This window comes from Shewanella algicola (assembly GCF_014648035.1).
GTDB lineage: Bacteria > Pseudomonadota > Gammaproteobacteria > Enterobacterales > Shewanellaceae > Shewanella > Shewanella algicola.
Map to the genome: position 1 here is coordinate 32,332 of NZ_BMQI01000028.1, position 19,281 is coordinate 51,612.

The 19,281-nt window shown below is 41.9% G+C and carries 17 protein-coding genes; 1 reads left to right on the forward strand and 16 read right to left on the reverse strand.

Annotated elements, in window-relative coordinates; all coding sequences use genetic code 11:
• Positions 1–120 precede the first annotated feature (120 nt).
• The 16 genes from IEY42_RS13000 to IEY42_RS13075 form a co-directional block, all read right to left on the reverse strand.
• On the reverse strand, positions 121–1,083 hold the full coding sequence (locus IEY42_RS13000) for a Wzz/FepE/Etk N-terminal domain-containing protein (protein ID WP_188925632.1): 963 nt from the start codon (positions 1,081–1,083) through the stop codon (positions 121–123).
• Positions 1,084–1,137: 54 nt separating this feature from the next.
• Positions 1,138–1,287, reverse strand: coding sequence for a hypothetical protein (locus IEY42_RS13005; protein ID WP_229780051.1), 150 nt, complete (start codon positions 1,285–1,287; stop codon positions 1,138–1,140).
• Positions 1,288–1,351: 64 nt separating this feature from the next.
• Complete coding sequence (locus IEY42_RS13010) at positions 1,352–3,811, reverse strand: SLBB domain-containing protein (RefSeq protein WP_275974609.1); 2,460 nt, start codon at positions 3,809–3,811, stop codon at positions 1,352–1,354.
• A 724-nt stretch (positions 3,812–4,535) separates the two neighbouring features.
• Positions 4,536–5,027, reverse strand: a complete 492-nt coding sequence (gene rfaH / locus IEY42_RS13015; RefSeq protein ID WP_188925634.1) for a transcription/translation regulatory transformer protein RfaH — start codon at positions 5,025–5,027, stop codon at positions 4,536–4,538.
• A gap of 353 nt (positions 5,028–5,380) precedes the next feature.
• Positions 5,381–5,938 carry a DUF4136 domain-containing protein gene (locus tag IEY42_RS13020; RefSeq protein WP_188925635.1) on the reverse strand — a complete coding sequence of 186 codons (558 nt, stop codon included), beginning with the start codon at positions 5,936–5,938 and terminating at the stop codon, positions 5,381–5,383.
• A 280-nt stretch (positions 5,939–6,218) separates the two neighbouring features.
• Complete coding sequence (locus IEY42_RS13025) at positions 6,219–7,961, reverse strand: sugar phosphorylase (protein WP_188925636.1); 1,743 nt, start codon at positions 7,959–7,961, stop codon at positions 6,219–6,221.
• A gap of 20 nt (positions 7,962–7,981) precedes the next feature.
• Positions 7,982–9,202, reverse strand: a complete 1,221-nt coding sequence (locus IEY42_RS13030) for a glycosyltransferase family protein (protein ID WP_188925637.1) — start codon at positions 9,200–9,202, stop codon at positions 7,982–7,984.
• A gap of 1 nt (position 9,203) precedes the next feature.
• Positions 9,204–10,061: an HAD-IIB family hydrolase gene (locus IEY42_RS13035; protein WP_188925638.1), complete on the reverse strand. Its 858-nt coding sequence runs from the start codon at positions 10,059–10,061 to the stop codon at positions 9,204–9,206.
• A 1,565-nt stretch (positions 10,062–11,626) separates the two neighbouring features.
• On the reverse strand, positions 11,627–12,046 hold the full coding sequence (gene ruvX / locus IEY42_RS13040; RefSeq protein ID WP_188925639.1) for a Holliday junction resolvase RuvX: 420 nt from the start codon (positions 12,044–12,046) through the stop codon (positions 11,627–11,629).
• A gap of 180 nt (positions 12,047–12,226) precedes the next feature.
• Positions 12,227–12,787: a YqgE/AlgH family protein gene (locus IEY42_RS13045; RefSeq protein WP_188925640.1), complete on the reverse strand. Its 561-nt coding sequence runs from the start codon at positions 12,785–12,787 to the stop codon at positions 12,227–12,229.
• A 28-nt stretch (positions 12,788–12,815) separates the two neighbouring features.
• On the reverse strand, positions 12,816–13,145 hold the full coding sequence (gene yciH / locus IEY42_RS13050) for a stress response translation initiation inhibitor YciH (RefSeq protein WP_188925641.1): 330 nt from the start codon (positions 13,143–13,145) through the stop codon (positions 12,816–12,818).
• A 158-nt stretch (positions 13,146–13,303) separates the two neighbouring features.
• Positions 13,304–14,317: a ferrochelatase gene (gene hemH, locus IEY42_RS13055; protein ID WP_188925642.1), complete on the reverse strand. Its 1,014-nt coding sequence runs from the start codon at positions 14,315–14,317 to the stop codon at positions 13,304–13,306.
• 181 nt (positions 14,318–14,498) lie between these two features.
• Entirely contained in the window at positions 14,499–15,032 is a 534-nt protein-coding gene (locus IEY42_RS13060; protein WP_188925643.1) for a glutathione peroxidase, read from the reverse strand.
• Positions 15,033–15,146: 114 nt separating this feature from the next.
• Positions 15,147–16,250, reverse strand: a complete 1,104-nt coding sequence (locus tag IEY42_RS13065; RefSeq protein ID WP_188925644.1) for a hypothetical protein — start codon at positions 16,248–16,250, stop codon at positions 15,147–15,149.
• 116 nt (positions 16,251–16,366) lie between these two features.
• A complete protein-coding gene (locus IEY42_RS13070) occupies positions 16,367–17,479 on the reverse strand; it encodes a PilT/PilU family type 4a pilus ATPase (protein WP_188916684.1) in 1,113 nt (370 codons plus the stop codon).
• Positions 17,480–17,490: 11 nt separating this feature from the next.
• Positions 17,491–18,528 carry a type IV pilus twitching motility protein PilT gene (locus IEY42_RS13075; protein WP_188925645.1) on the reverse strand — a complete coding sequence of 346 codons (1,038 nt, stop codon included), beginning with the start codon at positions 18,526–18,528 and terminating at the stop codon, positions 17,491–17,493.
• 27 nt (positions 18,529–18,555) lie between these two features.
• On the opposite strand from IEY42_RS13075, the gene IEY42_RS13080 reads away from it, so the two are divergent.
• Positions 18,556–19,242 (forward strand): YggS family pyridoxal phosphate-dependent enzyme, encoded by a 687-nt coding sequence (locus IEY42_RS13080; protein ID WP_188925646.1) that lies wholly within the window; start codon positions 18,556–18,558, stop codon positions 19,240–19,242.
• Positions 19,243–19,281: the final 39 nt, after the last annotated feature.

Sequence of the window (19,281 nt, forward strand, 5' to 3'; positions counted from 1 at the left end):
AGCCCTTAAAACCAAGCTGAGACACTTTTAATCCATTTTGAGACAGTCGAATCTCCGCTATCCCTTATAGAGCCTAGGTTTTATGTTTTTTCTGAAAACAGTCCCAATAGGCCCTTTTTTTTAATCTTCTTTTTTTAGAAAATAACGAATTAATACAAACATTACTGCTAACATACCACCCAACATCGTGCCTAGGACACAGATGAGCGCCCTCTTCGGTTTGGCTTTTTCTTCTGGTACTAATGCTGGGTCGATTGTTTTAAATACATATTCATCACGTACTTCAGCAAACATGATTGTTTTAGCTTGCTCTTCGACCAACTTAAATAAAATAGAACGAATGTCGGCTACATTTGTTTGTTGAATCTTAGACTCTAAGAACTTAATACTTTTACTAGCCTCTGTGACATCACGCTCTTTCATTACGTTGTTGATGTCTTGTACTAGCCAGTTAACCCACTGTTGAGCCACTGATGGTGATAGATGTTCTACCGAAACGGTTACCATGCCAGTTTCTTTTGCAGCATTGACAGCAATGATTTTAGAGAACTCTTTAAATGCTTCTTGCATAGAAGGCTCTGGTTTAAATGGGGGCTCAACCTCACGCACCCATTTACTTTGAGCTGCGTCATACATATCAGCATCATAAACTAATGTATTATCTGTCATATTCCACTTTTCGGCAGCCATTAAGTCAGCCAAAATATTGTGTTTTTGTATAAATTCACTGGTGAATTGGCGTGACTTCATGACCTCGATGGCCATTTGAGTTTTATCAACGCCACCTCCGCCACCAAGGTTAATACCTGCCATTGATGCCAGACCACCGAATTGACCAGCTAATGCTGCTAGTCCACCGCTACCTTGTTCAGCATCTGCAGGAGAAAGCAGAGCTTCTGACTTATAAATGTTAGGTTGGCTGATAGCAAAAGCAACAGATGCTACTGCAAATACAAAGGTAATGGCGATGATAAGCCACTTGCCTTGCCAGATAACTGAAAACAACTCACGGAGATCGATTTCGTCGTCCTGACGATTGGCGAATTCAGAGTCTTGTTGGTATTTGTTTAATTCATTGGACATTTAACGTTTGTCTCTTTGTTTGGGTTCTAGGTTCTAGGTTCTAGGTTCTAGGTTCTAGGTTCTAGGTTCTAGGTCAACATCATAATTTGCAGCGTCTTCTTTAACGCAACCTTTTCTTATTTTGATTAACGCACCAAGCATTGCTGAAATTTCTCTAGCCTCTTTTTTCCATACTTCTAATTTTTTAAAGCTAAATCCTTTCATATAACCATCCTTGGTTTCGCAAGTTTCTCGCTCTGCCCCCTAGAACCTAGTTCCTAGGGCCTTCTTACAAGGTTGCTACTGCTGCAGCTGCGATGGCGCTGTTATAGATAATGCTGGTGACTTGCTGCCAAAGCGTTAGGCTGTCTTTATACTCGGTGTCTAGTGGGACGATGATGGTGTCGCCTGGTTCCATTAGGCTGCTGCTGGTAAACCAGGTTGACTCGTTAGGCATTGCGACAGAACCATCTGCTTTAATGATGTAAATGCGGTCATCATCGGCACGTTTACGAGAACCACCAGATAATTCTAAATATTGGTCGAACGTCACACCTTCTTTATAGCGGTGAGTACTAGGATGTTGGACTTGGCCCATGACTGAAACGGTTTGATTTTTAGGTGGGATATATAAAGCATCCTCACTTTCTAAATCAAGGTTAGCTTCGTCAATGCCAAGCGACAAGGCGTTTAAATCTACTACCAAACGACCAGCTACTTGAATATTTTCGAGCTCTTTTAACATAAGCTGTGCATCAGCATAACCAACTGTTGGTGAATCGTTTGTTAATGCTTTTGCTGCGATATCGCGACGTAATTCATCTGATAGTTTTGCGAGTTCTAACCTTTCTTTATCTTTAACCGATTGACGTAAAAATACCGCACTTTTTAATGCTGCATCTTCGGTATAGCCACCAGCACGAGCAATTACATCTTTTAAAGTTTCACCACGTTGAATTGAGTAAGTGCCAGGAAATTTCACTTCTCCTTTAATCTTAACCCAACGAGTGTCTTGCCAATCAGGAAGCATTCTCACCGTTAATATATCTTTGCTTTGTAATCTTGCATCCGCAGATGGATTGGTCATTATTTCATTAAGATTAAGTTGTTTATGCTCGATACTCACACCGTCTGTTTGTGAAACAATCTGGCGGGTTAATTCAGCAGACATGGTGTATGAACCTTCTTCAAGGCCGCCTGCTGCAATTAGTAACTCTTTAACATTACCATTGGCCGTGAGTGGGTACTGACCAGGAAATCGTACATTACCGTTGATGCTGACTAATTTGGCAGCTTCACCAAAACGACTTTGTTTTTTAAGCTGTTTGATGATCGGATTGAGTAGCTGCTTACGGTCGTCATAGTCAAACACTAAGACGGTATCGCGTGGTTTTAATGTAAGGTTAAACTCTGAAAAAGGCTCTGTGATAGCTTTACCTAAGGCAATACGATGGACCTCTATATCACCACGTTGATTTATTTCACGTACTAGAAGTGCGTAATCAAGGTCAGCGGAGATGGTTAAGTTACCCCAAATTGAAGGAAGTAAATCCGCGACTTTAATTTGCTTAGTCCATTGGTACTTGCCAGGGCGAATAACTGCACCTGCAATGGTTATTGCATTATCGATACGGTTTGAGGCTGATTTTACATTTAACACATCGCCGTTTTTTACCGCTTGGTTTAAGCCATTTTGTGCGGTTAAATCGACATTAATTACTGTTTTTACCGCTTTATCGCTAAAACGTTCTACTACACTGGCTTTTGGAAATGCACCAGGATTTAAACCGCTAGCCATTTTAATGATATCTGCCATGGTTTCGTTATTTTTTAACTCATAGATTGCCGGGCGTCGAACTTCCCCCATGACACTCACTGTGCCACCAGTAGATGGGATAAACACTACATCACCTGATTGTAAGCGAATGTCACCTGACGCATCACCACGCATTAATAAGTCGTAAAGGTCTAAAGAGCCAACCGTTTTACCTTGACGCTTTAATTGAATATTACGAAGTGAGCCAATTTGGTTTATACCACCCGAGATGAACAACGCTTGAGTGATGGTTGATAAACTTGAAACGGTATATGAACCTGGTTGGTATGCGTCGCCCGCAACAAAAATACGGATTGAACGAAGTTCACCCATAGTGATGTTGGCATTTATACCAATCATACTTTGTGCGATTTTATCTTGCAGTAAGCTTCTTGCCTCAGCAAAAGATAATCCTACTAATGATATTGGGCCTAAATCAGGAAACTGTACTGCGCCATCGCGACCTACCATTAATTGGTAGTTATTGTTTTCTTTACCATAAAGTTGAACATTAATGGTATCGCCGGGGCCTACCATGTATTCAGATGGTACTGGAACATCAGATACTGGTGCGAAAGTGGTTGGCGAACCGGCAAATAAATCATAACCAAAAGGCTTTAATTGCTGCTCTTTTTTGTTATCTATAGCGTCTACTTTGGCGGCCGTTTTTGTTTGTTGTGTTAATGCTTCGTCTTCAGATTGATCTAGTACATTGTTTACTTTGCTTCGAGGCTTTACAACTTGGGGATTTGATACTGTTGTCGTTGCACTTGATGCTGACAGCATTGATGGGTCAACGCCATATTGCTTTGCTATACGCTCTTGTTCTGATTTTGGCAGCTGTTTAAATTGCTCAATCATTTGCGGTGATGGCGTAACTGCCTGCACTTGTGTACTGAAAATAATAATGGCTGACAAGCCAGCAATTAACATGTTTTTGGTTTTATGCAACACCAGGTATCTCCAATATTATTTTGAAAAAGGTTTGATTTTAGGAACTCGCAAGCTCGCCAGAGGGCGGACTACGTCCTTCTAGGTTCTAGCTGCGTAACGTCCTAGCAGCGTAGCATTCTATTTCAGACACGCTACCGACCCGCGTGGCGGGCGAGACGCCCTTCGGCGTTCACTAAAAGACAGAAACTATTCTGTCTTTTGCCTTTATAAAATACGTCCTGTATTTTACCCTACGGGCCAGCTGAAGCTGTTAATAATTGTTCCTGACAATTATTTTCAGGCACGCTACCGACCCGCGTGGCGGGCGAGACGCCCTTCGGCGTTCACTAAAAGACAGAAACTATTCTGTCTTTTGCCTTTCAGGCACGCTACCGCCCATGGATTGCGGCTTCCAATTTGCCCTTCGCTTAGCGAAATCTCTAATTTTTTATGCCCTATATTGAGGCATTTTTGCAGATTACCCGCAATTAAGCGCAGAATTATACTTAAAAAAGCACAGATATGCTTTAGTTATAATTCCGATACGCATTAAACATGTTACATAAACGTATAAAAACACCCAAAACGCTTACATATCGAACAAATTTACCTTGTTTAACTCTTATTCTATGTTTTTTTGGTGCAGAGCTATGGTCAATGTCTCACAAGGGTGTAGGCGAAACACTGAATGTAACCATGAGTTACTTGCAACAATTGACTCAAATCAAACAGACTCTAAGTTAGTCAACTCAACTAAAATGCGTTTTTGCTGCCCCATAATGGTAAACAGTACATGGCAACGTTTGTCTGGGTTATTTTCATCGAAAATGGCCTCAAGGTCTTTAAATGGACCATCGACAAACTTCACTTTATCGCCTTTAGCTAATGCTTTTTCAACTTCAGGCACATGACCTTGAACACGCCTCTTAAGCGCGGAAATAATTCTGTCGTCAATGGGAGTCATATCTTCTCGACAGCCTACTATGCGGTTAGCACCACGAGTATTGTGGATTTTGCTCACGCTAGTGACTTGTGGGTCAAAGTAGATAAATAGATAACTTGGGAAAAGCGGCACCGTGACCATTTTGCTCTTATTACGGACCGTTTTTTGCTGGGCGATCATCGGTAAATAACTTTCGACTTCTTGTAAAGCCAAATTTTGCTGTGCACGTACTTCATCACGTGGTTTGCAATACAGTAGATACCAAGATTTCATTATTACTCGCTTGTTTAAATTTGCTCATTGGTCTGAGCAGGTGACATCCCATTCACAACTGAATTTTAGCAAACTTCCCCATTATTTTGAATGATTTTCTATGCTGAACGCTTATAAATACGTCACTTATAGTCAATTTATTACTGCATCTGAATGATATTAAAAATCTAATCTATCTAACGCTTTGATTTATCGCTACTAGAGCTAAAGTGTCATGGTCAATAAAGGTCAGTTATTGCAAGAGCGTAATGGGAAATAACGTCACCGCAAATGCTTTATGCAGAAAAAAACCTCGACATAAACTCGAGGTTTGATGTGCAAAAACCTACATAAAGCGAGGTTTATTCGTTAGATTATTGCCCAAGTTTTGGCGGGTAATTGATCATCAACTCACCAATCGCATTATTGATTGATTCAGTTCGCTCTTGCGGGGTATTTTGCTCTCTTATTGTGTCGGCTACTGTACCGCGCCATACTAACTTGCCCGTTTTGTTATCCACTAAATCAACAATCATGGTGCCGACTTCGTATTCGCGTACCACGGTTTCAGTTTGCATTGAACCAGCTAGCCCCCAACGAGGGCCATAATATGGGTTATATCCGAAGTGGCTGTTAAAGGTGTCAATGTTGATTTTTTTATCTACTTTGGTGATGTAATTAACCAGTAAGTCTGCATTTTGTTTGTCGACTTTACTGATACCTTTTTGGCTTAACTGGGTTTCAATGGCAGAGCGGACACGCTGGTCCATTAATCCGTCTAATTGATATACCGCATCATCATTTTTCTTTTCTATCCATGCGTATGATTTGTATTGTTCAAATGCGACTGAAGGATCGAAGTCTGAACTTGATTTTAAGGTACTGCATGCGCTTAACGCTAACACCGCTAAGGCGATAAAAACTTTTTTCATTACAGACTCCAAGATAGCATTGAGTAATAAGCATAAGCTTATAGAGCGCAATAATGTTGTCAAGTTAACTAGGGTTTATAAACCTATAGTAAGATAAGAACTTAGTTTACTTGTCGTCCCGGCAATGCTGTTAAGCCGGGATCCAGCTGTTAGCTTTTAAGAGCAAACACCTGGTTCCCCGATAAAAACAGTCAAGGATGACGGCCTAAAGAAGTACACTTTTGACCTTGGCACTTGTCACTTTTACCTAGCCCCTTGTTACTCGGACTCTATTCTTCACCTAACCCTTATTGCTGATCCACACAGTTTGATATGGTTGCAATTGTATTGTTTGGGTAATGTCTTCTATTTTGGTCTCACTGAGTAAATCGACCCAATGTTCTGAAATCACCAGATTTAACTCATTGATTGGTAAGTCGGTGACTTGGTCTGAGACATTACTGATACAAAAAATACTTTGCTTGCGGTTTCGACTTTGACGCCAAAAACCAAAAAGCTGTAGACCTAAATGTAAGGTAAATTGTGTCGCGCTTGGATGAAATGCAGCTTGTTGTGTGCGTATATTGATGAGCTTTGTCATTGCCGACAATACTTGGCTGTGAGTGCTTTGCGCATCGCCCAGTTGTTGCTTTAATTCATCAAGTTCCCAGCGATGTCGGTTAATAGCCCGGTTGTGTGATGTATTTGCCAATTTTTCATAGTCATTACGGGTACCCAGCAAACTGTGAATGTATATTCCGGGTATGCCCTCCAGTGCCAACATGATGGAATGAGCACACATAAAGCGTTGCATGCCCCATAAATCTTTACCTTTTGTGGTGCCTTGCAGGGCATCGTAAAGGGCAATATTAATTTCGTAAGGTTTTTGCTCACCAGTTTCAGTGGTACGTGCTGATATTTTCCCACCAAAATCTTTCATGGTGTCGACAAGGGTTTGTATTTCATCATCGTCGAGTAACCCTTCTGCCGGACGTAACCCAATACCGTCGTGTGAGGCGATAAAGTTAAAGTAGGTTGTGCCATCTTGCGCTGGCGGCATGCTCATTAACCAACGCTTTAAGTACAAGCAGTTACTGGTAATCAGAGTATTGATGAGCAAGGGCGGTAAGGAAAAGTTATAAATACAATGCGCTTCGTTAGCATTACCGAAGTAGGTTAAATTTTGGGTATTGGGTATATTGGTTTCGGTAATAATCATCGCATCGTTTTGTGCATGCTCAATTAGCGTGCGCAGTAACCGAATAATTTCATGCGTTTGCACCAGGTTGATCGATTTGCTTCCGACTATTTTCCATAAAAATGCGACTGCATCGAACCTAAATATACTGACGCCGGCATCTAAGTATTGGCGAATAATAGTGACAAACTCGATGAGAACTTGTGGGTTTCTAAAATCAAAATCCACCTGATCATGGCTAAACGTACACCACACATGTTGGGTGCCGGTTGGGGTTTCAGTCGGTCTTAATAACGTTGACGTTCGTGGTCTTACAACTTCAGATAAATCATCTTTGGGTTGCGCGGTAAAAAAGTAATCGTGACCAGGCCCCTCACCTTTACAAAAGTTCTCGAACCATAAGCTGCGGCTAGAACAATGATTAATCACTAAATCTGACATTAACCTACGTTTACTGGCAATGGCACTAATGTCAGCCCAATCACCGAGGCTTTCATTGACACTGGAGTAGTCTATAACCGCAAAGCCATCGTCTGAACTGTAGGGGAAAAATGGTAAAATATGCACACTATTAATGCAGCCAACGTAGCTGTCAATAAATTGCGCTAAGGTGGTGAGTGGGCGCTCACCTTGCTGCAATATACTGTCACCATAGGTAATCATTATGGTGTCTTTTTCTGACCAATGGTTTACAAAAGGCTCAGGTACCTGACTAAATTCGCTAATGCGCATGATTTCAATCAGCCGACTCACCAATTGGTTTATCGATTGATCGATATCGATGTCTTTATATATACACTCCAGTTGATGCTGTAGCTTTTGTTGCAATCCATCCATTACTGACATAAAAAACCTTATATTAATCCTTAACTGAATTCAGCGTTGTCGGCCTCGACCGCTTCTTTAAGTTGTTCAAGTACATCAGGCATTGCGCTCACTACTCGGCTCCATGTTGGCATAAATGGTGTTTCCATTGGGTTATCTAGAAAACGTTGCCCTGCTGTCACAATATTTTGGGCAAACATTTCAACGGCCTTTTCTTCTAAATGGATGTCGGTAGTTAGGCCATTCATTAATGCATCATTATGATAGGTTTCGACATAATCGAGTGCAACACGGTAATAAGTGGCTTTTAATGTACGAAATGATTCGGTGCTGAAGGTGTTGCCTTGAGTGGCTAGTTTACGGAAAAACGCTTTAGTAATATCAATCGACATTTTTGATAAACCGGCATCTTCATTGTTTAGCGACAAGTCTTGATGTTTGTGATCGTAATTATCGGCGATATCAACCTGACAAATACGGTTAGGGGCATAATTACGTTGCATTTCAGACAGTACGCCAATTTCTAGGCCCCAGTCACTTGGGATACGTAAATCAGTTAACACATCACGTCTGAATGAGAACTCACCTGCTAATGGGTAACGAAAGCTGTCCATGTATTCTAAATATTCGTTATAACCCACTACTTTTTTTAGTGCTTTAATCAGTGGAGTGACTAACAAACGTGATACTCGGCCATTAATTTTGCCATCAGACAATCTGGCGTAATAACCTTTGCTAAATGCATAATTAAATTGCGGGTTGGCGACTGGGTATAGCAATCTCGCCAATAAGGACTTCTCGTATGTCACGATGTCGCAATCATGTAATGCGACAGACTCTGATTTTTTTGAGGCCAACATGTAACCCATGCAGTACCATACATTGCGGCCTTTACCCAACTCAGTGGGTGCTAAGCCTAACTTTTGTAATTTAGCATCAAGTGCTTGAAGTCGCGGACCGTCGTTCCATAATATACGGTGATGTTGCGGTAATTCACCAAAAAAACTCAGCGCATGTTTGTATTGCGCTTCGTCTGCCCTATCTAAGCCAATGACGATTTCAGATAAGTAAGGCACGTCTTTAAGTTTTGTCACGATACCTTTTAACGCATCGCCTTCTAACTCAGAAAATAGCGAAGGTAATATCAACCCTAATGGTCGAGTTTTAGCAAATTTAAGCAGATCTTGTTCAAGCTCATCATGGGTACGACGAGTTAGGTTGTGCATTGTAGTGACAATGCCATTTTGATAAAAATCAGCCATATTATGCTCCTGTTAATGACGCAGATGCCGAAGGTGTTGCCAATGTTGACGTTAATAGTGTTGCCGTAATGCATTCTGCCCAGCCTTTTGGGCCATACTCTTGGCTTTTAATGGTTTGTTTTTTACGTAATACCGGAAAATCATGGGTTGGAGATTTTATTTGAATGGCAATATCAGCTGCTTCTAACATGGCACTGTCGTTACCGCTGTCACCTAATGCGATTGTCGTCACCGGTGTTTGGTATTGTTTTGCATACACTTGAGCTAACCAGTTCATCGCTTTACCTTTGTCACTTTCACCACCGATGTGCAAAAAGCGACCGCCTTGTAACATATGGGCGCCATGTGATGTCATATGTGCAATAAATTCTTGCTTACGTGCCTCATCACCTTTCCATAATAATGGTTCAGAATAATGTCTCACTAGGGCAAGCCTTGCTTTGTCGGGGGCTAGGTCGGTGACCTCACACAACTCTTCAACGCTAAATGATGAAAAACCAACATACTCATCTTCAAACTCAACGGCTTGTTGAGCTAATAAATCAAGCCAATGTTGACGTGGTGGGCAAAACTCTTTAACCCAGTAATACCCTTGGGTAACGGTGTCTTGTGGTTGTTGATCAAAGTATCCGATTGGAATATAGATAACGGCACCATTTTCTGAAATAAACGGTGAGTTAATGCCGATGGTTTGCTGCAGCTTTTCCATTTCAGCAAAGGTTTTACTGGTATTAGCAATAATGGGAATATGACGTTCATTGAGCGCTTCAATGACATCAATGGCATGGTTGAAACTATAGTCAAAGTGGTCGAGTAACGTTCCGTCAATATCAGTGAAAATCAGTGGTCTACTGGTCATATCTTGTCCCTTTAACTTAATACTGGATAGCGCGGTAAGAAAAATCTTAGTTGTTACTTTGCGATATTACTAAATTAATAGATTCAGAATATGTGCCAGTGCAAAAAAGTGTTGCCCCGAAATGGAACAAACTACTTTTTAGCCACTGTAATTTATAGTTTTTTATTTTGTTAAACCGAACATGAAGAATAGTATTTTAGAGATTAAACGAGTTACATATGTGCAACAAACAAAGCGCTTCGCACCATTTTGGTGCAATAAATGGATAAAAAGAGACTATAAGGTTGAGATGGCCAATCTTGGTAAGTCGGTGCACAATCAAGATCAAATGCCAAGAATGGATCCCCAATAAAAGCACTTGAGGATGACGGCAACTACTACGTCGTTAGCTCATTCGTACTCGGATAATGCCAACTACTCCGTCATTAGTTCATTCGCAGTCAGTGACGCCAACTACTCCATCATTAGCTCATTCGTACTCAGATGACGCCAACTCCTACGTCGTTCCGGCAATGCTTTTAAGCCGGAATCCAGGTGTTGGCTTTTATGCTGTAAGGCGACAGTCAACGTCACGAGATTCGTACTCGGATGATGCCAACTACTACGTCGTTCCGGCAATGCTTTTGAGCCGGAATCCAGGTGTTGGCTTTTATACAGTAAGGCGACAGTCAACGTCACGAGATTCGTACTCAGATGACGCCAACTACTACGTCGTTCCGGCAATGCTTTTGAGCCGGAATCCAGGTGTTGGCTTTTATGCTGTAAGGCGACAGTCAAAGTCACAAGACACAAGAAACACCTGGATCGTCCCGGTAACTCTTATAAATCCGGGATCTAAGATCTCAGGGATGACAGATTAGAGAAACACCTGGATCGTCCCGATATTTTTTATAAGTCCAAGCTCTAAGATCTCAGGGATGACGGCATAGAGCCGCCTCCAATCACGCCTATTATTCCATCATTAGCTCATTCGTACTCGGATGATGCCAACTACTACGTCGTTCCGGCAATGCTTTTAAGCCGGAATCCAGGTGTTGGCTTTTATACAGTAAGGCGACAGTCAACGTCACGAGATTCGTACTCAAATGACGCCAACTACTACGTCGTTCCGGCAATGCTTTTGAGCCGGAATCCAGGTGTTGGCTTTTATGCTGTAAGGCGACAGTCAAAGTCACAAGACACAAGAAACACCAGGATCGTCCCGGTAACTCTTATAAATCCAGGATCTAAGATCTAAGGGATGACGGCATAGCGCAGCCTCCAATCACGCCTATTATTCCATCATTAGCTCATTCGTACTCAGATGACGCCAACTACTACGTCGTTCCGGCAATGCTTTTGAGCCGGAATCCAGGTGTTGGCTTTTATGCTGTAAGGCAACAGTCAACGTCACAAGACACGAGAGACAAGAAACACCTGGATCGTCCCGGTAACTCTTATAAATCCGGGATCTAAGATCTCAGGGATGACAGATTAGAGAAACACCTGGATCGTCCCGGTATTTCTTATAAGTTTAGGATCTAAGATCTCGGGGATGACGGCTAATGTAGGTACAATTACAAGCTTTAAAACTGGTTTTCAAAATAGCTTTCGATAATCAATACGGCAGATACGGCATCGACCTGCCCCTTGGTTAATGCTTTAAACCCACCTAACTCAAACAAACGTGCTTTAGCATCTGCGGTGGTAAGGCGCTCATCTTGGGTGGCAATTTTCACTCCAAAACGTCCATTGATACGGTTAGCAAATTTACGGGCGCGCTGGGTCATTTCTTGCTCTGTACCATCCATATTTAATGGTAAGCCGACAACCACCAAATCGGGTTGCCATTCTTTAAGTAGCTTTTCAATATCACCCCAGTTTGGAATACCATCAACCGCTTTGATTGATAACAAGGGTGTGGCACTTGCCGTTATGGCTTGGCCTATCGCAACACCAATACTTTTGGTGCCATAATCAAAGCCTAAAACCGTTTGAGGTTGCATGTATTTCTCTTTATTTAATCTTTAGATTTGGGTGTTAAATACTAGGGGCTAGGAACTCGCAAGCTCGCCTGAGGGCGGAATACACCCTTCTAGGTTCTAGCAGCGACGCGTCCTAGCAGCGACGAAGTCACGCCCTAGAACCTAGTTACGAAGCGTCCTAAAACCGCAGTGATACTGCTGTTAAGCGTGCCCGATTTGTGTCGACATTTGCCAAAAGTCGAACCCTAATGCTTGAGTTGCACTTTGCCATAATTGCTCTGGATCACCATTAAACAAAAGCTCAGGTGAGGCTTTAATGGTAAGCCAGGTATTTTCAGCTAATTCTTGCTCAAGTTGATCTTTTCCCCAACCAGCGTAACCCAAGGCAACAATAAAGTTATCGGGGGATTTTCCGGTGCCAATTGAGCTAAGGATATCGCGTGAAGTGGTGAGCATCGAGTAATCACTTATCTCAACACTATTTATCCAGTTTTTTTGAGGGGTATGAATAACAAAGCCGCGGTCGGGAGCTACTGGACCGCCAATCAATACTTGTTCATTGATTGTAAACATGTGCTCAGGAGAAGGGTTGAGTTCCATTTGGTCGAGTAACTCTTCAACATCAACACCAATTGGGCGATTAACCATTATTCCCATTGCGCCTTTTTCGTCATGCTCGCAAACATAAATCACTGAACGTTCAAAAAACGTGTCATCTAATGATGGCATTGCAATTAACAAATGATCTTTTAAGCTATCCATATGCTCTCCCCTATCGTGCTGTTAGCGTTTATCCGCCCGCTAATTTCACGGTGAAATTCATTTTCTCTAATATGGATTTTATCTGCTCGCGATTATCAGTTTGAACCTCAATATTGAAGTCTTTTACTGTACCACCACAACCACATTGTTTCTTAAGCTTTTGCGCCAATTCTTTTAACGCTTTTTCGTCGAGCCCTAGGCCTTTAATAACACTGACACCTTTACCTTTTCGACCTTTAGTGTCTTTATGAATTCGTACTATGCCGTCACCCGTTGGCACTTCGGCTTGTGCTTTTGGCTCGTCAATTCGTCCTTTGTCTGTGCTATATACCAGCGAAATATTTGGATCTATTCTCATAATCGTTGTTTTTGATAACCGTAGTTTGAGTTTAACAAATCGTAAAAGCTGAGGCGAGGAGATAAAGTGACGATATTAAATCACGAGAGATGAGTCAAAAGAAAAAGAGGTTACTGGTGATATCATCAGTAACCTCTTAAAATATTGTTTAAACAGATTTATAAGTAAGGTTTGACCAAGTTTGCCATCATATTAATGTGGTCGTCGTTATCATTTAAGCACTCAATGTAACGGAAGTCTTTGCCACCAGCATCTTCAAATACATGGCGGTTTTCACCTTTGATTTCTTCTAAGGTTTCTAAACAGTCAGCACTGAACGCTGGGCAAATAACGGCGATATCCGTAATGCCTTTTTCCGGCAAACTGCCAATAGTGGCGTCGGTATAAGGTTGTAACCATTTGGCTTTACCAAAGCGAGACTGGAATGTGGCGACATAATCGTCTTCACTTAATCCGAGTTTCTCAACCACTAAACGGGTGGTTTTCATGCAAAAACAATAATACGGATCGCCAAGGTGTAAATTACGCTCAGGCATTCCGTGATATGACATCACTAACTTTTGCGGTTTGCCATTAAGGTCAAAGTCTTTTTGAATCGACGCAGCAATGGCATCAATAAAATCGGGGTTGTCATGATAGGTGTTAATAAAATGTAGTGCCGGTAAATAGCGCCATTTCATCATTTCTTTAGCGAGCGCATCAAACGCAGACCCTGTGGTAGGTGCTGCATATTGTGGATAAAGCGGCAATACCACTAGGTTATCGACGCCTTGCTTATGCATTGTTTGTAGTGTGCTGGCCACCGACGGTGAACCATAACGCATGGCTAAATGCACACTAGCATCATGACCTTGGGCTTGTAGGCTTTGTGCAAGCTTAGCTTGTTGGCGTTCACTAATATCGAGCAATGGTGAGCCTGCATCGGTCCATACTTGCTTGTATAGCGCAGCTGATTTTGCAGGGCGGATACGTAAAATAATGCCATGTAGAATAATCATCCACAGTAGTTTTGGTATTTCAACTACGCGAGGATCGGATAAAAACTCAGCGAGGTAGGTCCTTACCGCTGATGCAGTTGGGGCATCTGGAGTCCCTAGATTTAAAAGTAATACGCCAGTTTTACCACGCGCTTTATGACCAGTGTCTTTATCTAGCCCTGAAAATCTAGCCAAAATGTCTTCTCCGTTATCAGTCAAGGTGCCTTTGCTTTGTAAAATAGGCGCTGTTGTTAGCTAACTTGACCTATCTTATCGGTAACCCTAGCAAAGGTTAGGTAATTACTAGGGTGAGTATTGTATCTTATTATTTATAAACAAAAAGAGTGCTAGGTAGCGATTTTTTACCTTTGAGCAGTTACAAAACCGACTCGATGGCTTTTTTCAATTGTTCGCTGTCAGGTTTCACTCTTGAATTAAATTGTTGAACCGTTTGGCCATCACCTGAAACCAGGTATTTATAGAAGTTCCATTTAGGTGCTGCACTTTTATCTGCTAAAAATTTAAATACCGAGTTTGCTGCATCACCTTTTACGGGCGAAGTTGCTACCATAGTGAAGTTAACGCCGTAATTGATAAAACACACATCGGCGGTTTTAGCTTCGTCTTTTTCTTCTTGAAAAAAATCATCTGAAGGGAAACCAATCACCACTAATCCTTTATCGGCATATTGTTTGTGCACCGCCTCGAGGGCTTCAAATTGTGGCGTAAAACCGCAATTTGATGCGGTATTAACAATTAACACAGGCTTGCCTTGAGTAAGTTCGCACAAGTTGACGTTTTCTTTTGAATGTAACTTTCGCGCTTCAACATTAAGATAATCAGGGCAGCTAGCCGCCGATATTCCAAAACTACTCGTAATAAGCGCTACAGCGGCGAGAGACTTTATCATCTTGAAATATCCTTTTATTTAGTCAATAAAAAAGGTATTGATAATCAACATATCAATACCTTCGCAGATCACGTCTAACATTACGCTTTAGAGCAAAATTAAGATCAATTTAGCTTAGAAATAAAAGCCAACATTAATGTTTAATCTAGAGTGCCATGACGTATCGCCATTATCGATACCCACGCCAGAGCCATTCACAAACCACATATTTTTACCGGCAATCCAATCGACATAAGAATAGAACTTACCCGCTGTGACGGCAAAACCTGTCACATTTTGGATAGAGTCATCAAGCCCTTGACCTGAAGCCATTACTTGGCTGTAGTCGTTGTAAAAATTAATATTGGTGATTGGTCCCCAATCTACATCAAACGATTTAGCAATGTTAACAGTAGCAACATCAGCTTCTGCAGCAATTTCAAATGGATATTGGAAAGCACTTAGCGCAATACGTTCACTATTATCAATATCATAATCGTAATGAATATATTGTAATTGTAATTGCCACTTTTTCCAGTCTAGTTGCCAATGTGCAGCAGCGGCAATCCCATTGGTGTCTTCACCCTCTACGGTAGCGGCATCAGCCATAAAATCTAATTGGCTGTATTGTAACGAACCACCTAATTTGTGGGTCGCATCACCTGTGGTAAATTCTCGCTCAATACGTGCGTTAAATTGACCCGCTTCTTCATATGGCGATGCACCTGTTGTGGCAACGTCAAATGAATAACGGTCAACGCGCGCGCCGTTTGCATATTCGTCATTGACAAAATAAGCTAAATCGTAACGCCAGCCATTTTGTTCATTTTTATAATGAATACCGGCATCGTAATCATCTTCAAAACCAAGATAATACGTCGCACCAAACCAAAATGAATGAGCGGCATAAGGCAGTAAGCCAAATGGCACTTGAGTGACCCCCACTTGAACAGATTGCGCTTCGTCAAATTGATATCCCATGTAAGCATGATGTATTACATCCATGTCTTGATACCAACGATACTGGGCTGAGGCGAATAGGCCATCTTTTGTTTTGTAATTTACGTCTGCACGGAATAATTCAAATTCAAGTTTTGATTTGCTATCGTAATCTTTCCAACCGTAGTTAATTCGAACTGCACCACCGATGTCTAATTCATCAGTGACTTTTGCCGCGGAAGCAGAAACAGAAAACAATACTAACGATGAAGCCAGAGCGGCTTTTTGCCATAAATACATGTGACATCCTTGATAAGTTTAAAATAAACATGTTGTAACTTAGTAATGGATGATAGCAATAAAGGCCATAAATTGCTGCTTATAACCTTGTAAAACGTTAAGTAAATGCTAAAAAACTAATCCATGTCTAAAGTAATGCCTTCCATAGACCCCGCAGAAGAGGTTTCATTGCCTTGTAATTTAATCATTAAGCGTAAATCATTGGGTGAATCGGCATGATGTAACGCATCGGCGTAGCTAATTTCGCCTTCTATATACAAGTCGAGTAAGGCTTGGTCAAAGGTTTGCATGCCCTGCTCGCGCGATTTAGACATGGTTTCTTTGAGTTTATGCAGTTCATTTTTGGCAATCAAACTGGCGACACGTGGAGTATTAATTAATACCTCAATCGCAGCGCGACGTCCGGTACCGTCTGACTTAGGAATAAGCTGCTGCGCAACAATGCCGCGTAAGTTTAATGATAAGTCGAACAACAATTGATTGTGCTTACTTTCAGGTACTAAATGCATAATACGGTCAAGTGCTTGGTTAGCGTTGTTGGCGTGCAATGTCGCCATACATAAATGACCCGTTTCTGCAAACGAGAGCGCAAACTCCATTGTTTCTTGAGTTCGAATTTCACCAATCAAGATAACGTCTGGCGCCTGACGTAATGAACTTTTAAGTGCTGCATCAAATGAGTCAGTATCAATTCCGACTTCACGTTGGGTGATAATACTTTTGCGGTGGTTATGTACAAATTCGACAGGGTCTTCAATCGTTAAAATATGCCCACGCGCATGGGCATTACGATAACCAACTAATGCGGCAAGTGACGTTGATTTACCAGTACCTGTACCGCCCACCATAATAATTAAGCCACGCTTACTCATGACCAAATCTTTTAAAATGGCTGGCAGCTTTAAGTCATCGACCTCTGGGATTTGCGTTTCAATTCGGCGCATAACACAACCGGCTGATTCTCGTTGCCAAAAGGCGCTAACACGAAAACGGCCTAATTCTTTAGCGGCGAATGCAAAGTTACATTCGCTACTTTCATGAAATTCTTTCTTTTGAACGTCTGTCATTAACGATTCGACAAACTCTAACGACTGCTGCGGCGTTAATTTAGTCTCAGATAATTGACGCAATTCACCGTCAATTTTAGCGCTCGGCGGAAAACCGGCGGTAATAAATAAATCCGAGGCCTTTTTCTCGACCATAATATTTAAAAACGGACGAACATCCATGATCCTAATCCTTAAAAATTAGCTTGTTTATTCGAGCTTTTCTGCATGGCATCTTCACGAGTAATGATACCGCGATTGACCAGGTTTTGTAGGCATTGATCAAGCGTTTGCATGCCATGTGCCATACCCGTTTGAATTGCAGAATACATTTGTGCCACTTTATCTTCACGAATAAGGTTACGGATAGCCGGCGTTCCCATCATAATTTCGTGTGCAGCAACTCGGCCGCCACCAATTTTTTTAATCAAGGTTTGTGAAATTACCGCCTGCAACGATTCTGACAACATAGTACGGACCATGCCCTTTTCACCTTCGGGGAAAACATCAACCACACGGTCAATGGTTTTAGCGGCTGAGGTGGTATGCAAAGTACCAAACACTAAGTGGCCCGTTTCTGCGGCTGTCATGGCTAAGCGAATGGTTTCAAGGTCACGCATTTCACCCACCAAGATAACATCCGGATCTTCACGCAGTGCGCTTCGAAGTGCGGCATTAAAACTATGGGTATGTTTGTGTACTTCACGTTGGTTGACCAAACATTGCTTGTTTTGGTGTACAAATTCTATTGGGTCTTCAATGGTTAAGATATGGTCATGGCGGTTTTCATTAATGTAGTCGACCATTGCTGCCAATGTGGTTGATTTACCCGAACCGGTTGGTCCTGTCACTAACACTAAACCACGTGGATAACTGGATATCTTCTTAAAAATCTCTGGCGCGCCAAGCTGTTCTAATGACAAAATTTCAGATGGGATGGTACGAAATACTGCGCCAGCGCCACGAGCCTGGTTAAAAGCGTTAACACGAAAACGCGCTAGGTTTGGCACTTCAAATGAAAAGTCAATTTCGAGGTGTTCTTCGTAGTCTTTTCGTTGTTTATCGTTCATGATGTCATAAACAAGACTATGAACACCTTGATGATCTAGCGCTGGTAAGTTAATTTTTCTCACTTCACCGTCGACACGGATCATTGGAGAAACACCAGCAGAAAGGTGTAGATCTGATGCTTTGTGTTTTACACTAAAAGCGAGTAATTCAGTGATTTCCATTGTAGAGACATCCATTTAACCAACATTATGACAACAATAGCAGACAGAATATCAATCGCCCAGAGCAGAATGTCACAAGCGGCGCAAAATTGTTCGCGATCGCCAAGTGAAATCAGCCTACTTGCGGTAAGTAAAACCAAACCCATTAGTGACATCATTGCCGCTTATCAAGCAGGCCAACGACGCTTTGGGGAAAATTATGTGCAAGAAGGCGAAACAAAAATCACTGCATTAGCAGACGATTATCCAGATATTGAATGGCACTTTATTGGACCATTACAATCAAATAAAACCAAAATTGTTGCCGAACATTTTGATTGGATGCACACCGTTAGCCGCGATAAAATTGCCCAGCGCTTAAACGATCAACGCCCAAGTAACAAACCACCACTGAATGTCTGCATTCAGGTCAATATTAGCCAAGAAGATAGCAAGTCTGGGGTTAACGTTAACGATGCTGCCACGTTAGCAAGAGTCATTAGTCAACTGCCTAATCTTAAGTTGCGGGGCTTAATGGCTATTCCAACCGCCACAGACGATACCCGCATTCAACAACAAGAGTTAGCCAGCTTAAAAAGCTTGTACGATCAATTACAGCAACAACACCCGGGTATCGACACACTATCAATGGGTATGAGCGGCGACTTAGATATTGCCATTGCAAATGGCTCTACCATGGTGCGCATCGGCAGCGCGATATTTGGTGAAAGATAGATTCTAGGGTCTAGGTTCTAGGAGCTCGCAAGCTCGCCT

Coding starts and splice junctions, on each gene's coding strand:
- IEY42_RS13065 (WP_188925644.1), bottom strand. CDS start 16,250: ATGTATTTATGGCAAAAAGCCGCTCTGGCTTCATCGTTAGTATTGTTT.
- rfaH (WP_188925634.1), bottom strand. CDS start 5,027: ATGAAATCTTGGTATCTACTGTATTGCAAACCACGTGATGAAGTACGT.
- IEY42_RS13020 (WP_188925635.1), bottom strand. CDS start 5,938: ATGAAAAAAGTTTTTATCGCCTTAGCGGTGTTAGCGTTAAGCGCATGC.
- IEY42_RS13075 (WP_188925645.1), bottom strand. CDS start 18,528: ATGGAAATCACTGAATTACTCGCTTTTAGTGTAAAACACAAAGCATCA.
- ruvX (WP_188925639.1), bottom strand. CDS start 12,046: ATGCAACCTCAAACGGTTTTAGGCTTTGATTATGGCACCAAAAGTATT.
- IEY42_RS13005 (WP_229780051.1), bottom strand. CDS start 1,287: ATGAAAGGATTTAGCTTTAAAAAATTAGAAGTATGGAAAAAAGAGGCT.
- IEY42_RS13080 (WP_188925646.1), top strand. CDS start 18,556: ATGACAACAATAGCAGACAGAATATCAATCGCCCAGAGCAGAATGTCA.
- yciH (WP_188925641.1), bottom strand. CDS start 13,145: ATGAGAATAGATCCAAATATTTCGCTGGTATATAGCACAGACAAAGGA.
- IEY42_RS13030 (WP_188925637.1), bottom strand. CDS start 9,202: ATGGCTGATTTTTATCAAAATGGCATTGTCACTACAATGCACAACCTA.
- IEY42_RS13000 (WP_188925632.1), bottom strand. CDS start 1,083: ATGTCCAATGAATTAAACAAATACCAACAAGACTCTGAATTCGCCAAT.
- IEY42_RS13025 (WP_188925636.1), bottom strand. CDS start 7,961: ATGTCAGTAATGGATGGATTGCAACAAAAGCTACAGCATCAACTGGAG.
- IEY42_RS13035 (WP_188925638.1), bottom strand. CDS start 10,061: ATGACCAGTAGACCACTGATTTTCACTGATATTGACGGAACGTTACTC.
- IEY42_RS13010 (WP_275974609.1), bottom strand. CDS start 3,811: ATGTTAATTGCTGGCTTGTCAGCCATTATTATTTTCAGTACACAAGTG.
- IEY42_RS13045 (WP_188925640.1), bottom strand. CDS start 12,787: ATGGATAGCTTAAAAGATCATTTGTTAATTGCAATGCCATCATTAGAT.
- IEY42_RS13070 (WP_188916684.1), bottom strand. CDS start 17,479: ATGGATGTTCGTCCGTTTTTAAATATTATGGTCGAGAAAAAGGCCTCG.
- IEY42_RS13060 (WP_188925643.1), bottom strand. CDS start 15,032: ATGATAAAGTCTCTCGCCGCTGTAGCGCTTATTACGAGTAGTTTTGGA.